Below are 15,180 nucleotides of genomic sequence, written 5' to 3' on the forward strand. Positions count from 1 at the left end.
ACCTCACGCCCTCTGGCTGCTGACGGAGACGGTCTCCCCCGTCATGTACGAGGAGTAGGAGCTGGCCAGGAAGACGATGACGTTGGCGATCTCCCAGGGTTCGGCGTACCGGCCGAAGGCCTCTCGTGCGGTGAGTTCGGCCAGCAGTTCGGGGGTGGTGACCTTCACCAGGTGCGGGTGCATGGCCAGGCTCGGGGCGACGGCGTTGACGCGTACGCCGAAGTCGGCGGCCTCCAGGGCGGCACACCGGGTCAGGGCCATGACGCCGGCCTTCGCCGCGGCGTAGTGGGCCTGGCCGCGCTGGGCGCGCCAGCCCACGACGGAGGCGTTGTTGACGACGACGCCGCCGGAGGGGTCGTCGGGGTGACGCTCCTTGAAGTGGCGCAGAGCGGCGCGGGTGCAGCGGAAGGTGCCGTTCAGGGTGACGTCGAGGACCTTCGACCACTGCTCGTCGGTCATGTCGACGAGGTCGGCGGTGCCGCCGAGTCCGGCGTTGTTGACGACGATGTCCAGCCCGCCGTGGCGTTCGGCGGCGAGCGCGAACAGTGCGTCCACCTGGTCCTGGTCGGTGACGTCGCAGGGCAGCGCGCCGACGTTGTCCGCGCCGAACTCCTCGGCGAGCGCGGCCGCGCTCTCTCCCAGGCGGCGTGCGTGGGCGTCGCCGATGACGATCCGGGCGCCCTCCTCCAGGAACGTGCGGGCCGTCGCCCCGCCGATCCCGGCGCCCGCGGCGGCGGTGATCACCGCGGTGCGTCCGGCCAGGAGGGAGTGGCCCGGAACATGGGGCGGCTGGGTCGTCACGGGCGGATCTCCTTGGGCAGGCCGAGAACGCGCTCGGCGATGATGTTGCGCTGGATCTCGTTGGACCCGGCGTAGATGGTGTCGGCGCGGGAGAAGAGGAACAGCCGCTGCCAGTCGTCGAGTCCGTACGGTTCACCGGGTGCCGTCATGCCTCCGGCGCCGAGGACGCTCATGGCCAGTTCGCCCAGTTCGCGGTGCCAGGTGGCCCAGAAGATCTTCCCGATGGAGGCCTCCGGGCCGGGTGCGCCGGCCGCCACGCCGTCGAGCATGCGCAGGGCGTTGCAGCGGATGGTCTCCAGACCCGTCCAGGCCCGGGCGAGCCGGTCGCGGATCAGCGGGTCGTCCGCGGCGCCGTTGCGCCGGGCCAGATCGATGAGGGTCTCCAGTTCGCGCCGGAAGCCGACCTGCTGGCCGAGCGTGGAGACGCCGCGTTCGAAGCCGAGCGTCGCCATGGCCACCCGCCAGCCGTCGCCCGGGGCGCCGACGACGTGCCCGGCAGCGGTACGGGCGCCGTCGAGGAAGACCTCGTTGAACTCGGAGGTGCCGGTCAGCTGGGTGATCGGCCGGATCTCCACGCCGGGCTGGTCCAGCGGGACCAGGAGGTAGGAGAGCCCGTGGTGCCGGGCGGAGCCCGGTTCGGTGCGGGCGACCACGAAGCACCACTGCGCCTCGTGGGCGAGTGACGTCCAGGTCTTCTGCCCGGTGACGACCCAGTCCGCGCCGTCCCGCTCGGCCCTGGTGCGGACGTTCGCCAGGTCGGAGCCGGCGTCGGGTTCGCTGTAGCCCTGGCACCACAGCTCCTCGACGGCGACGATCGGCGGCAGGAACCTGGCCCGTTGCTCGGGCGTGCCGAAGGCCACCAGGGTCGGCCCGAGCAGCTGCTCGCCGATGTGGTTGACCCGCGCGGGAGCGTCGGCCAGGGCGTACTCCTCGTGGAAGGCGACCTGTTGCTCGATGGTCGCGCCCCGGCCCCCGTGTTCCTCCGGCCAGCCCACGCACGTCCAGCCCGCGGCGGCCATGTGCCGTTCCCAGGCGAGCCGTTCGGCGAACGCCTCGTGCTCCCGTCCGGGTCCGCCGCGGCCGCGCAGGCCCGCGAAGACGCCGGTGAGGTTGGCGGCCAGCCAGCCGCGGATCTCGGCGCGGAACTCCTCGACGCTGCTCATGGGGGTACGTTAATCTACCAAACACTTGTTAGGGAAGGAGCGGCCGATGTCCGCTGCCCACGACGAACCGGTGCGTTACGAGAAGCGGGGCCCGGTCGCGACGGTGACCATGAACCGGCCCGGCTGCCGCAACGCGCAGAACTCCGCGATGACCTACGCCCTGGACCGGGCGTTCTACCGCGCCGCCGACGACGGCGAGGTGAAGACCGTCGTCCTGGCAGGCGCCGGTGAGCACTTCTCGGCCGGCCATGACATCGGCACCCCGGGGCGCGACGCCCATCTGCCGTTCGAGCGCCGGGCGGGACTGTGGTGGGACCACTCGGACAAGGAGGGCGCCGAGAGCCGCTTCGCCCGTGAGTCCGAGGTGTATCTGGGGATGTGCCGCAGGTGGCGGGAGCTGCCGAAACCGGTCATCGCCTCGGTGCAGGGCGCGTGCGTGGCGGGCGGTCTGATGCTGGCCTGGGTGTGCGATCTGATCGTGGCGTCGGACGACGCGTTCTTCGCCGATCCGGTGGTCCGGATGGGCATCCCCGGTGTCGAGTACTTCGCCCACCCGTGGGTGATGCCGCCGCGGATCGCCAAGGAGTTCCTCTACACCGGGGACCGGATGAGCGCGCAGCGCGCGTACGAGGTGGGCATGGTCAACCGGGTCGTACCCCGGGCGGAACTCACCGACCGCACGGCTGAGTTGGCGCTGCGCATCGCGCAGATGCCGCGGATGGGGCTGGCGCTGACCAAGCGTGCGGTCAACCAGGCCGAGGACCTCCAGGGCCTGCACACCGGCATGGACTCGGTGTTCGGCCTGCACCACCTGGCGCACGCGCACAACGCCGAGACCGCACCGGACGCGCTCGGTGGCATGGACATCCGGGCGATGAAGGAGGCGAGCGGCTGATGGACCTCGATTTCGACGCGGCCGACGAGGCGTTCCGTACCGAGGTACGCGACTGGCTGGCCGCTCATGTCCCGGCCGCTCCCCTGCCGTCCCTGGAGACCCGCGAGGGGTTCGCCGCGCACCGGGAGTGGGAGGGCGTCCTGTCCGCCGACCGCTGGTCGGCGGTCTCCTGGCCCGAGGAGTTCGGCGGGCGCGGGAGTTCCCTGCTGCGCTGGATGGTCTTCGAGGAGGAGTACTACGCCGCCGGGGCGCCCGGCCGGGTCAGCCAGAACGGCATCAGCCTGCTGGCCCCCACCCTCTTCGAGCACGGCACCGCCGAGCAGCGGACCCGGATCCTGCCCGCCATGGCCCGCGGCGAGGTCATCTGGGCGCAGGCGTGGTCGGAGCCGGAGTCCGGTTCCGACCTGGCCTCGCTGAGGTCGAGGGCGGTACGGACCGGGGGCGGCTGGCTGCTCAGCGGGCAGAAGACCTGGTCGTCGCGGGCCGCCTTCGCCGACCGGGCCTTCGGCCTGTTCCGCAGCGACCCGGACGCGGACCGGCCGCACCGGGGGCTGACGTATCTGATGTTCCCGCTGGACGCCGAGGGCGTCACCGTCCGGCCCATCGGGCGGCTGGACGGGAAGCCCGCCTTCGCCGAACTCTTCCTGGACGAGGTGTTCGTGCCCGACGAGGACGTCATCGGCGAGCCCGGGCAGGGCTGGCGGGTCGCGATGAGCACCACAGGCAACGAACGCGGACTCACCCTGCGCAGCCCGGGCCGCTTCACGGCCGCCGCGGACCGGCTGACCGCGCTGTGGCACGAGCACGGCGACCCGGCGGACACGGCGCTGCGCGACCGGGTCGCCGACGCGGTGATCGGGGCCCGCGCCTACCGGCTCTTCTCCTACACGGGCGCCTCCCAGGTCCTGTACGGCGACGGCGGTCCGGCCGGGCCGACCTCCAGCCTCAACAAGATCTACTGGTCCGAGCTGGACATCGCACTCCACGAGACGGCGCTCGACCTGCTCGGCCCGTACGGCGAACTCGCCGACCACGCGGCCGAATCGCCATCGGGCGGCTGGGCGGAGGGCTACACCTTCTCGCTGGCCGGTCCCGTCTACGCGGGCACCAACGAGATCCAGCGCGACATCATCGCCGAGCGGCTGCTCGGCCTGCCGAAGGGGCGCCGCTGATGCGTTTCCTCCTGGACGCCGAGCAGCGGGACTTCGCCCGCTCCCTCGACGGTCTGCTCACCTCCTGCGACACCCCGGCCGCGATACGGGCCTGGGCGGCCGGCGACCACGGGCCCGGGCAGGCCGTGCGGTCCCGGCTGGCCGAGGCGGGGGTCTTCGCCCTCGCGGTACCGGAGAAGCACGAGGGCCTGGGCCCGCTGCCCCTCGAACTCGCCCTCGCCTTCGAGGTGCTGGGGCGGCACGCCGTCCCCGGACCACTGGTCGAGACGGTTGCCGCGGCGGCCCTGCTCGACCGGCTCGGCGACGACCGCGTCGCCGGCGACCGGCTGCCCGGCATCGCCTCGGGGAAGTCCGCCGTCTCGCTCTGCCTGACCTCGCTCGGCCCGTTCGCCCTGGACGCGGACGCGGCCGACGCGGTGTTCGTGGTGGACGGCGACACGCTGCGCCTCGCCGCCGGGGCGGGGCCCGTGCAGCCCTCGGCCGATCCCGGCCGGCGGCTGTCGCGGCCGTCGGGCGGCACCGTCCTCGCCCGGGGCGCCGCGGTCACGGCCGCCGCCGGGTACGCGGCCGACGTCGCCGCACTCGTCACGGCGGCGCAGTCGCTCGGTGTCGGCCGGACCCTGCTGGCCCGTACCGTCGCCTACGTCACCCGGCGCACCCAGTTCGGCGTGGCCATCGGGTCCTTCCAGGCGGTCAAGCACCGGCTGGCCGACACCCTGCTGGCCCTGGAGTTCGCCGAACCGCTGGTGCACGGCGCGGCTCTCGCGCTGGCCGCCGGGGACGACGACGCGGGGCGGGCGGTCGCCGCGGCCAAGGTCACGGCGGGTGAGGCGGCGTACGGGGCGGCCCGCACCGCCCTCCAACTGCACGGCGCCGTGGGCTACACCGATGAGCTCGACCTGTCCCTGTGGATCCGCAAGGCGCGGCCGCTGCGCGACGCGTGGGGCACCCCGGCCGCGTGCCGGGCCCGCGTCATGGGAGCGGCGCGATGAGACTGACGCAGGAGCAGGAAGAGCTGCGATCGGCCGTACGTTCCCTGCTGACGCAACATCAAGACGAGTCTGCCTGGGCGCCGTTGGCCACCCAGATCGGTGCGGCCGGGCTCGCCGTCCCGGAGGGGTACGGCGGGGCGGGCGGCGGCGCCCGGGATGTCCATGTGCTGATGGAGGAGCTGGGCAGGAGCCTGAGCCCGCTGCCGTGTCTGGGTTCTGCGGTGCTCACCGTGGGCGCGCTGCTCGCCTCCGGGGACCGGGAGGCGTGCGGGCGGCTGCTGCCCGGGCTCGCCGCGGGCAGCTCGGTGGGCACGCTGGCCTGGGCGGAGCACGGTTCCTGGGACCTCGGTGCGGTACGTGCCGAGGCGGCCCCGTGCCCCGGCGGCGGCTGGCTGGTCACCGGGGCCAAGGAGCACGTCCTGGACTGGCCGGCGCTCGACGTCGTGCTGGTCGCGGCCCGGACGGCGGCCGGGGTGTCGCTCTTCGAGGTGGTGCCCGGTGCCGCCGGTGTGCGCCGGGAGCCCGTGGTGACCATGGACGGCACCCGGGTCCAGGCCCGTTGGGTGCTCGACGGCGCCGAGGGGCGGCTGCTGGGCGCGGACGGTGACGGCGCCCGGGTTCTGGAGCATGTCCGGGACCTGGCGTGCGCGGCACTCGCCGCGGAGCAGGTGGGTGCCGCCGGGCGCTGCCTCGAACTCACCGTCGAGTACACCCGCGACCGGGTGCAGTTCGGCCGGGCGATCGGTTCGTTCCAGGCGGTCAAGCACCGGCTGGCGGATGCCTATGTCCTGGTGGAGTCCGCGCGTTCGGCGGCGCTCGGTGCGGCGTTCGCCGCCGACGAGGACCCGGGCGCGCTGCCGAGGGCCGCCGCCGTCGCGAAGTCGGTCTGCTCCGAGGCGTTCTCGGCGGTGGCCGGCGAGATGATCCAGCTGCACGGCGGGATCGGGATCACCTGGGAGCACGACGCGCACCGCTTCTTCAAGCGGGCGCACGGGGCGGGCGAGCTGTTCGGACCGCCCGCGCAGCACCGGGCACGGCTCGCCGCCGGGCTCGGCCTGGCCGCCCGATGAGCGGGCACCGGCAGACGGAGAAGGGCGTGCGGCACATGGACATCGGCGATCCGCTGGACTTCGCGGGGCGCGTGGTGCTGGTCACCGGCGGCACCAAGGGAATCGGAGCCGCCATCGCCGGGGCGTTCCTCGGTGCCGGGGCCGACGTGGTGGTCTGCGGCCGCGGCACCCCGCGGACCCTGCCGTCGGCCGGGGGCCGGGAGGCGGTCTTCGTCCCCGCCGACGTGCGCGATCCGGCGGCGGCGTCCTCGCTGGCGGACGCGGCGGTGGAACGCTTCGGCCGGCTCGATGTGCTCGTCAACAACGCGGGCGGCTCCCCGGACGCCGACGCGGCGACCGTCTCGCCGCGTTTCGTCGAGAAGATCGTGGCGCTCAACCTGCTCGCGCCGTTCTACGTGGCGCAGGCCGCTCACCGCGTGATGGCGGTCCAGGACGGCGGGGGCTCGGTCATCAACATCGGCAGTGTCTCCGCCCACGATCCGCAGCCGGGCACCGCCGCCTACTCGGCCGCCAAGGCGGGGCTGCTGGCCCTCACCCGGGCGCTGGCCCTGGAGTGGGCGCCGGCGGTCCGGGTCAACCACATCACCACGGGGCTGATCCGCACCGAGAGCGCGGCGTCGGTCTACGGCACGGACGGCGGGACGGCGGTGGCGGGTGTCATCCCGATGGGACGGATGGCGGTGCCCGGCGACGTGGCCCGCGCCTGTCTGTTCCTGGCGGGCGGCCTGTCCGGGTACGTCAACGGGGCGGACCTCGCGGTGCACGGCGGCGGGGAGTTCCCCGCCCGCTACCTCGCCGCACGGTCGGCCGTCGGACCTGGCTGAGGGCGTACGGAGAAGGTCCCGGCAGCCCGCACCCTCACGCGGGCGCCGGGCCGCTGCCCCGGGTCCGATGCCGGCTCACCGGGTCACCGCGGTCTCCCGGTCGACGCGGGACAGCTTCTCCGGGTTGCGGACGGCATAGAGGCCGCTGATGAGACCGCCCTCCAGACGCACCGCGAGCACCGTGTCGATCTCGCCGCCCGTCCGCACGATCAGTGCCGGGTGCCCGTTGACCTGGGCCGGCTCCAGGGTCGCCGCGGCGATCCTCAGGAGCACATCGGCGACGGTCCGTGCACCGGTGACGGGCTCCAGTGCGGCCCGTACGACTCCGCCCCCGTCGGTCAGCAGCACGACGTCCGGGGCGATCATGTCGAGCAGGCGCCGCAGATCACCCGTTTCGACCGCCTCCTGGAAGGCCGCGAGCGCGCCGCGCGTCTGGGTCCGGGAGACGGCCTCGCGCGGGCGGCGCGCCGCGACATGGGCCCGTGCGCGGTGGGCGATCTGGCGGACCGCGGCGGGGGTCTTGCCGACGGCCTGCGCGATCTCGTCGTACTCGACGGCGAAGACGTCGCGCAGCACGAACACGGCCCGTTCGGTCGGGCCGAGGGTCTCCAGGACCAGCAGCATCGCCATGGACACGCTGTCGGCCAGCTCCACGTCATCGGCGACGTCGGGCGCGGTGAGCAGGGGCTCGGGCAGCCAGGGGCCGACGTAGGACTCCTTGCGGCGGCTCAGCGTGCGCAGCCGGGTCAGGGCCTGGCGCGTGGTGACGCGGACGAGGAAGGCGCGGGGTTCACGGACCGTGTCCTGGTCGATGCCCGCCCAGCGCAGCCAGGTCTCCTGAAGGACGTCCTCGGCGTCGGCGGCGGAGCCGAGCATCTCGTAGGCGACGGTGAACAGCAGATTGCGGTGGGCGACGAACGCCTCCGTGGCCGCGTCCGTGCCCGCCGCGCGCGGGCCTTCCCCGCCCGCGCCGGCCGCTCGTCCAGCCTGCTCCTCCATCGTCGGTTCCCGTCTTCGCTGTCTCGTCCGCGTCACTCACAAGTCGCCGCTCCCCGCTTTCCTGTGACACGTCAGCGCAGTGACCTACGTCACACCGTCGTGCTGTCACGGGGCCGGGGCGGCCGGCGACTCATGGGCATCGGAACGCCGCACGGACGATCCGCGCGGCACACGGAGCCACGAGCGAGGACGTTGAGATGGAACCCCGTATGAACCTGTTCGAGAACGAGACCGGCGCCCGGATCGGCAAGCGTATCTACGCCGTCAGTCAGGTGATCCAGGCGTCGGCCCTGCCGGAACCCACCCAGCAGCTGGTGCAGTTGCGCGCCAGCCAGATCAACGGCTGCGGCTTCTGCCTGGACATCCACGCCAAGGACGCCGCGGCGGCCGGCGAGAGCGCGACCCGGCTGAACCTGGTCGCCGCCTGGCGCCACTCCACGGTGTTCAGCGAGGCCGAGCGCGCCGCACTGGCACTCACCGAGGAGGGCACCCGCATCACCGACGGCCACGGAGGTGTCTCGGACGAGACCTGGGCGCAGGTCCGCAAGCACTACGACGACGACCAGACCGTCGCGCTGGTCTCCCTGATCGCGATGATCAACGCGACCAACCGGCTCGGCGTGATCCTCGACAACCAGGGCGGGGCCTACACACCCGGCGCCCTCGCCGCCCTCGCTGACTGATCACGGCCGATGCCGCGCGGGCCCGGGTCGCACGACCCGGACCCGCGCGGGTCGATGAGGAAGCGACCGGGCCCCCTCTTGACCTCAAGTGCGGTTGACGCAGCAAGGTCTCTACCCATGACGCGTTTCCTCGATCTCGTTCAGCCCGCCGCCGGTACCGCCCTGATGAGTGAGTGGCTCACGGGTTCCGCCGGGCGTTCGCGCGCCGCCGCCGATGCCATCGCCGCGGAATGGGCGGCGGCCGGGACGCCGTCCGGGCGCCTGGCCCAGCACATCTTCCTCGACACCGATGGCACCGGCCTGCTCTTCTACGCCCAGTGGACCGGCGACGAGGAGCATCTGGCGTGGGCCCGCGCCCATCGCGCCGGCACCGTCAGCCGCGTCGACACGCTCGTCCCGGGGATCGAGCGCCCCGGACTCCGCCGCACCCGGCTGGAACGCAGCGTCGTCCACGACGCCGAGCGGCCGGCCGGTGTCTTCGTGGTCACCACCCTGGCGGCCGCCGAAGCGGAGAGCGCCGTGGCACCGGCGCCGGGTCTGCTGGCAGCGCACGTCCACCTGACGTCCGGTGGCGACCGGGCGATCGTGATCGGCGAGTGGACCCACGCCGCCGCCCACGCCGAGGCGGCCACGGGCACCGACCCCTTCAAGCGCTACACCCTCCACCACGCGTCCTGACCGGCCTGACGGAACTCGCCCCGCCGCGCCGGACGGGGCGAAGGCGTCCGGCGGATCCTCCACACCGCACACCCCTCCCGCCCCTCCCGGGAAAGAATTTTGCCCAGGGCGCAAACTTGCATAGCATGCACCTTCATGAGTGCCGACGACACATCTCTCGGGCTGCGCGAACGCAAGAAGCGCGCCACGCGCGACGCCCTTGCCGACATGACCCTGCGCATGGCCGCGGACCGAGGGATCGAGAACGTGACCGTGGAGGCGGTCACCGACGCCGTCGGCGTCTCCGTGCGCACCTTCTTCAACTACTTCCCCTGCCTGGAGGACGCCCTCACCCGTCCCGTCCAGGAGAACGCCGAGCGCACCCGCCGTGCCGTGCTCAACGCGCCGGAGCACCTCACGGCGCTCGAAGCCCTCAGTGAGGCACTCGCCCAGGAGCTCGCCCAGATCGAGGAGGACCACGAACGCTGGGAACTCCAGATGGCGGTGCTGAAGAGGAGCCCTGCCCTGCTCCCCGGCTTCCTGGCCGCGCAGGGTGCCGACGAACGCGCCCTGGTCGCCGTCGTGGCCGAGCGTCTGGGCCAGGACCCCGAGACCGATCTCTATCCCCGGCTCCTGGCACACGTGGCGATCGCCGCCGTGCGCGCCGCGGTCGAGGTCTGGGCGGCCTCCGGCCGTACCCGTACGTTCCAGAGCCTCTGCCGCGAGGCCTTCGCCGCACTGTGCGCCGGACTGAAGACCTGAAGACCTCAAGGCTCGAAGGCCTGAACGCCCCACGGCTTCACGGCCCGACGGCCCGAGACACCCACCACCGCACCAGTCACCAGAGAATGAGGAACGACAGCCGATGACCGCTGCCGTCACACCCGAAACCGGCACCGCCGGTGCACCACAGGAAGCCGCGTCCGGCATGACGCGCCGCCAGATACTCCAGGCCATGTCGGGCCTGATGGCCGGCATGTTCGTGGCCATCCTGGCCTCCACCGTGGTCTCCAACGCCCTGCCGAGGATCATCGCCGATCTGAACGGCAGCCAGTCCTCGTACACCTGGGTCGTCACGGCCGAACTCCTCGCCATGACGGCGACCGTCCCGATCTGGGGCAAACTCTCCGACCTGTACGACAAGAAGCTGCTCATCCAGCTCTCGCTGTCGATGTTCGTCGTCGGCTCGCTCGTCGCGGGCTTCTCGCACAGCGTCGGACTGCTCATCGTGAGCCGTGTCGTGCAGGGCATCGGCGCGGGCGGTCTCACGGCCCTCGCCCAGGTCGTGATGGCGGCGATCATCCCGCCGCGTGAACTCGGCCGCTACTCCGGCATCTTCGGTGCCGTCTTCGCCGTCGGCACCGTCGCGGGCCCGCTCATCGGCGGCGTGCTCGTCGACACGTCCTGGCTCGGCTGGCGCTGGTGCTTCTTCATCGGCGTACCGTTCGCGCTGCTCGCCATCGTGCTGCTCCAGCTGACGCTGAAACTTCCCACGGTCCGCCGGGAAGTGAGGATCGACTATCTCGGCGCCGTCCTCATCATGAGCGGCGTCAGCGCCCTGCTGCTCTGGGTGACCCTGGCGGGCAACCGGTTCGACTGGGCGTCGTGGCAGACCGCCGCGCTGGTCACCGCAGGTGTGGTCCTGCTGGGCACCGCGGTCCTGGTCGAGTCCAGGGTCAAGGAACCGATCATCCCGCTGGACATCTTCCGCAACCGCACCGTGGCACTCACGACCGTCGCGAGCCTGCTGGTCGGCGTGGCCATGTTCGGCGGCACGGTGTTCCTGTCGCAGTACTTCCAGATCTCGCTCGGCAAGACCCCGACCGTCGCGGGCCTGATGAGCCTTCCGATGATCCTCGGTCTGATGGTCTCCACGACCGTGGCCGGGCAGATCATCTCCGCCCGGGGCAAGTGGAAGGGCTTCCTGATCGCGGGCGGCGTCATCATGACCGCGGGCATGGGTCTGCTGTCGACGATCGGCGCCGACTCCTCCTTCGTCGTGCTCAGCCTCTACATGGTCGTGCTCGGCGTCGGTGTCGGCATGCTGATGCAGAACCTGGTGCTGGCCGCCCAGAACGACGTGCCCGCGTCGGAACTCGGCGCGGCCACCTCGGTGCTTTCGTTCTTCCGGAGCCTCGGCGGGGCCATCGGTACGAGCGCCCTGGGCGCCGTCCTCGGCCACCGGGTGGCCTCCGAGATGGAGAAGGGCTTCGGCGGGGCGGCGGACAACGGGGGTGCCGGACACGGTGTTCCCAACCTCAGCACCCTTCCCGAACCGGCCCGTCAGGTGGTCGAGCACGCGTACGGCGTCGCGACCGCGGACGTGTTCCTGATCGGTGCCCCCTTCGCGTTCCTCGCCCTGATCGCGGTCCTGTTCATCAAGGAGAAGCCGCTCAGGACGCAGAGCGGCATGGAGCGGCTCGCCGAGGAGACCGCCGCTGCGGAGACCGCGGCCGCACCGGCCCACTGACCACTCCACCCGGTCACCCGAGCCCCGTACCGGCACGCACCCGCGTGCCGGTACGGGGCTTTCCACCTGTCATGGTGTCGCCATGACTCCCCCCTCCCCCGCCGACTCCCTCGCGGCCGACGCGGAACGCTTCCCCGCCCAGTTCGCCCGCACCCGGCGCTTCTCCCTCGGGGTGCCCCGGCAGTTCACCGTCTCCCCCGACGGCGAACGGGTGCTGTTCGTCCGCGGCACCTCGGGCACCGACCCGGTGAGCAGGCTCTGGCTGCACGAGAACGGCACGGAGCGGCTGCTCGCCGATCCCCTCGCCCCCGGCTTCGCGGACGAGGCGGCGGGCGGGGTGCCGCCGGAGGAACTGGCCCGCAGGGTACGGGCCCACGTCACCTCGTCGGGCGTGGTCTCGTACGCCACCGACACGTCCGGGCGGCTGGTGGCCTTCGCGCTCACGGGCACCCTGTGGATGGTCCGCACCGAAGGGGGCGCCCCGCGCCGCATCACCACGGCGGGACCGGTCGTCGACCCGCGTCCCTCGCCCGACGGCTCCCTGATCGCGTACGTGTCGGCGGGCGCGCTGCGGACCGTACGCGCGGACGGGACGGACGACCGGCCGCTCGCGGAACCGGAAGGGGAGCACATCACGTACGGCCTGTCCGACTACGTGTCACAGGAGTCGATCGGGCGCTCCCGCGGCTACTGGTGGTCGCCGCGGAGCGACGCGCTCCTGGTCGCCCGGGTGGACACGGCCGGGGTGCGCCGCCGCTACATCACCGACCCGGCGGACCCGGAGCGGCCGCCCCACGTGGTCGCCTATCCGGCCGCAGGCACACCGAACGCGAAGGTGTCGATGCAGGTGGTTCGGGTGACGGGGGAACGGACCGGTGTCCGGCTGCCCGCGGAGGCCGGCACCGGGCACCCGGAGGCCGGGTGGACGGACCGGGCGTTCGAGTACGTCGTGGCAGCCGGGTGGGACGACCGGGGCCCGCTGGTCTCCGTACAGACACGGGACCAGCGGACGGTCCAGGTCCTGGCGGTGGACGAGGAGTCGGGCACGACCCGCACGGCGCACCGGGAGCACGACGCCGCCTGGGTCGCGCTGCGTCCGGGCACCCCCCTGCGCCTGGCCTCCGGAGCGCTCGTCGTCCCCGCACGGCCGGGCGGCGACACCCAGGGGCTGGACATCGGCGGCGCCACGACACCGCCGGGTCTCGAGGTCCGCGAGGTGCTCGGCGCGGCGGACGGCCGGGTGTTCTTCACCGCGGGCGAGGAGCCGACCGAGGTCCACGTCTGGTCGTACGCCGCCGACGGCTCCGATGAGGAGCCCGTACGGGTCAGCGCGACACCCGGCGTGCACACGGCGGCGGTCGGCGGTCCGACGGTGGTCCTGGACAGCAGGACACCGCAGGGTCATACGGTGACGGTGCTGCGGGCCGGCTCCCCGGCGGGCAGCATCGCGGTCCTGGCCGAGGAACCGCTCGTCACCCCGCGCCCGCTGGCCCTGAGCCTGGGCAGGCGGGAACTGCGCAGCAGGCTCTACCTGCCCTCCTGGCACCGGCCGGGCGACGCCCCGCTGCCGGTGCTGCTCAGCCCCTACGCCGGACACGGCATGCAGCTCGTCCTGGAGGTGCGGACCTGGTGGGTGGCGGTGGCCCAGTGGTTCGCCGAGCAGGGGTTCGCGGTGCTGGTCACCGACGGCAGGGGCACCCCGGGCCGGGGCGAGGCGTGGGAGAAGTCGGTGCACGGCGACCGCCTCACGGCCGTCCTGGAGGACCAGATCGACGCGCTGCACGCGGCGGCGGACCACCATCCCGGGCTCGACACGGCCAGGGTGGCGATGCGCGGCTGGTCGTTCAGCGGGTATCTCGCGGCGGCGGCGGTGCTGCGGCACCCGGAGGTCTTCCACGCGGCGGTGGCGGGCGCCGCACCGGCCGACCGGCGGCTCTACGACACCCATTGGGAGGAACGTTTCCTGGGACACCCGGACGTGCTGCCCGAGAACTACACCCGCAACTCGCTCCTGGACGAGGCGGGGGCCCTGACCCGGCCGCTCATGCTCGTGCACGGACTTGCCGATGACAATGTGGCCGTGGCGCACACGCTGCGGTTCTCCGCAGCACTGCTCGCCGCGGGCAGGCCGCACACGGTGCTGCCGCTGTCGGGCGCCGGCCACCTGGTCAGCCAGGAGCGGACCGCGAGCAACCTGTTGCTGCTGGAGCGGGATTTCCTGAGGAAGTCCCTGGGGCTTTGAACACGGGGTACCGGCCGCGCGTACCCCTGGACGAAGCGTCGGAGCCATGAACACCGCGGAAGGGATTGCCAGCATGAGCGCATCGCAGGACCACGAGGCCCGTATCGGACGCCGGACCGTCGTCACGGCGGCCGGGGCCGTCTCCGTGGCCGCCCTGCTGACCGCGTGCGGCGGCTCGGACGAGCCGGCCGGGTCGGGCACCGTCAAGGAGGCCGATGACAGCACGGACGGCAGCGGGGGCCCCGTCCTCGCGAAGACCGCCGACATCCCGGAGGGCGGCGGCAAGATCTTCACGGATCAGGGCGTCGTGGTCACTCAGCCCACCGCCGGTGAGTTCAAGGCGTTCTCCTCCAAGTGCACCCACATGGGGTGCGCCGTGTCGAGCGTCTCGGACGGCACCATCAACTGTCCCTGCCACGGGAGCAAGTTCGACGTGGCGACGGGCGACGTCAAGACGGGACCGGCCACCAAGCCGCTGCCCGCCACCCCGATCACGGTCCAGGGCGACTCGATCAGCCTCGCGTCGTAGCGTCCCCGCCGCCCGGCCGCCTCACGGCCCGTCCGCCGCGCCAGCAGCCGAGCAGGTCGTCGGTCGTGGCCACGGTGGCCACGAGGGCCAGGGTGTTGCGGATCATCGCGGGGGTGTAGTCGGCGGGCACCCCCGCGATGGCATCGGACGGCACCACCGCCGCGTAGCCGAGGTTCACCGCGTCGAAGACCGCGTTGGGTATCGCCACGTTCGCGGACACACCGGTGACGACCAGGGTGCGGCAGCCCAGGTTGCGGAGCAGCGCGTCCACGTCCGTGCCCGCTATCGGCGAGAGGCCGTGCAGCCTGCGGACGACGAGGTCCTCGTCCGCCACCTCGATGGGCTCCGCGATCCGTACCGCCGTGGTGCCGGAGTGCTGCTGTACGGGAAGCCGCCCGGCGGCACGGAAGAGGCGGGCGTTGGTGTTCGCGCCGCGGCCGTCCGGGCGGCGTTCGGCCACCGCGTGCAGCACCTGGACTCCCGCTTCGTGGGCGGCGGAGACCAGCCGGGCGACGTTGTGCAGGGCCCCGGAGGACCGGGCCTCCTTGGCGAGTTCGGGCAGCGCGCTGCCGGGTCCCACGACACCCTGCTGGCACTCGACCGTCAGCAGGACGGTGGTGGCCGGTTCGACCTGCTCGGCTAGCTGTTCCCTGGACGGCACGGCTGCCCCTCTCGGTGACGGA

At 72.8% G+C, this 15,180-nt stretch carries 15 protein-coding genes; 11 read left to right on the forward strand and 4 right to left on the reverse strand.

Annotation, left to right across the window (positions count from 1 at the left end; genetic code table 11):
* Positions 1–3: 3 nt before the first annotated feature.
* On the reverse strand, positions 4–801 hold the full coding sequence (locus OG408_RS06410) for an SDR family oxidoreductase (protein ID WP_326668795.1): 798 nt from the start codon (positions 799–801) through the stop codon (positions 4–6).
* Entirely contained in the window at positions 798–1,964 is a 1,167-nt protein-coding gene (locus tag OG408_RS06415) for an acyl-CoA dehydrogenase family protein (protein ID WP_266776282.1), read from the reverse strand. The genes OG408_RS06410 and OG408_RS06415 overlap by 4 nt, the downstream gene beginning before the upstream one ends.
* 46 nt (positions 1,965–2,010) lie before the next feature.
* On the opposite strand from OG408_RS06415, the gene OG408_RS06420 reads away from it, so the two are divergent.
* The 5 genes from OG408_RS06420 to OG408_RS06440 are packed head-to-tail and all read left to right on the forward strand — an operon-like array spanning position 2,011 to position 6,917.
* Positions 2,011–2,859: an enoyl-CoA hydratase gene (locus OG408_RS06420; RefSeq protein ID WP_326668798.1), complete on the forward strand. Its 849-nt coding sequence runs from the start codon at positions 2,011–2,013 to the stop codon at positions 2,857–2,859.
* A complete protein-coding gene (locus tag OG408_RS06425; protein WP_326668800.1) occupies positions 2,859–4,031 on the forward strand; it encodes an acyl-CoA dehydrogenase family protein in 1,173 nt (390 codons plus the stop codon). Before OG408_RS06420 ends, OG408_RS06425 begins: the two co-directional genes overlap by 1 nt.
* Positions 4,031–5,023, forward strand: coding sequence for an acyl-CoA dehydrogenase family protein (locus OG408_RS06430; protein ID WP_266776288.1), 993 nt, complete (start codon positions 4,031–4,033; stop codon positions 5,021–5,023). Before OG408_RS06425 ends, OG408_RS06430 begins: the two co-directional genes overlap by 1 nt.
* On the forward strand, positions 5,020–6,093 hold the full coding sequence (locus OG408_RS06435; protein ID WP_326668802.1) for an acyl-CoA dehydrogenase family protein: 1,074 nt from the start codon (positions 5,020–5,022) through the stop codon (positions 6,091–6,093). The genes OG408_RS06430 and OG408_RS06435 overlap by 4 nt, the downstream gene beginning before the upstream one ends.
* A gap of 35 nt (positions 6,094–6,128) precedes the next feature.
* Complete coding sequence (locus tag OG408_RS06440; RefSeq protein ID WP_326674481.1) at positions 6,129–6,917, forward strand: SDR family oxidoreductase; 789 nt, start codon at positions 6,129–6,131, stop codon at positions 6,915–6,917.
* 75 nt (positions 6,918–6,992) lie between these two features.
* Here the strand turns inward: OG408_RS06440 and OG408_RS06445 are convergent, their stop codons facing one another.
* Complete coding sequence (locus OG408_RS06445; protein ID WP_266776292.1) at positions 6,993–7,916, reverse strand: RNA polymerase sigma-70 factor; 924 nt, start codon at positions 7,914–7,916, stop codon at positions 6,993–6,995.
* A 197-nt stretch (positions 7,917–8,113) separates the two neighbouring features.
* Between OG408_RS06445 and OG408_RS06450 the strand changes: the two genes are divergently transcribed.
* The 6 genes from OG408_RS06450 (at position 8,114) to OG408_RS06475 (ending at position 14,497) form a co-directional block, all read left to right on the forward strand.
* Positions 8,114–8,599: a carboxymuconolactone decarboxylase family protein gene (locus OG408_RS06450; RefSeq protein WP_326668806.1), complete on the forward strand. Its 486-nt coding sequence runs from the start codon at positions 8,114–8,116 to the stop codon at positions 8,597–8,599.
* A 117-nt stretch (positions 8,600–8,716) separates the two neighbouring features.
* Positions 8,717–9,277, forward strand: coding sequence for an antibiotic biosynthesis monooxygenase (locus OG408_RS06455; protein WP_326668808.1), 561 nt, complete (start codon positions 8,717–8,719; stop codon positions 9,275–9,277).
* Positions 9,278–9,412: 135 nt separating this feature from the next.
* The gene (locus tag OG408_RS06460) at positions 9,413–10,018 is read left to right on the forward strand and encodes an acyl-CoA-like ligand-binding transcription factor (RefSeq protein ID WP_326668810.1); all 606 of its coding nucleotides are present in this window, start codon (positions 9,413–9,415) and stop codon (positions 10,016–10,018) included.
* Positions 10,019–10,121: 103 nt separating this feature from the next.
* The gene (locus OG408_RS06465) at positions 10,122–11,726 is read left to right on the forward strand and encodes an MDR family MFS transporter (protein WP_285571104.1); all 1,605 of its coding nucleotides are present in this window, start codon (positions 10,122–10,124) and stop codon (positions 11,724–11,726) included.
* Positions 11,727–11,808: 82 nt separating this feature from the next.
* Positions 11,809–13,968, forward strand: a complete 2,160-nt coding sequence (locus OG408_RS06470; protein ID WP_326668813.1) for a prolyl oligopeptidase family serine peptidase — start codon at positions 11,809–11,811, stop codon at positions 13,966–13,968.
* Positions 13,969–14,041: 73 nt separating this feature from the next.
* A complete protein-coding gene (locus tag OG408_RS06475; RefSeq protein WP_326668815.1) occupies positions 14,042–14,497 on the forward strand; it encodes a Rieske (2Fe-2S) protein in 456 nt (151 codons plus the stop codon).
* Here OG408_RS06475 and OG408_RS06480 read toward each other — a convergent pair.
* The gene (locus OG408_RS06480; protein WP_266776306.1) at positions 14,481–15,158 is read right to left on the reverse strand and encodes a cysteine hydrolase; all 678 of its coding nucleotides are present in this window, start codon (positions 15,156–15,158) and stop codon (positions 14,481–14,483) included. The two genes, OG408_RS06475 and OG408_RS06480, sit on opposite strands and share 17 nt — an antisense overlap.
* Positions 15,159–15,180 lie beyond the last annotated feature (22 nt).

Source organism: Streptomyces sp. NBC_01257, from assembly GCF_035917255.1.
In the GTDB taxonomy this organism is placed as follows: Bacteria; Actinomycetota; Actinomycetes; order Streptomycetales; family Streptomycetaceae; genus Streptomyces.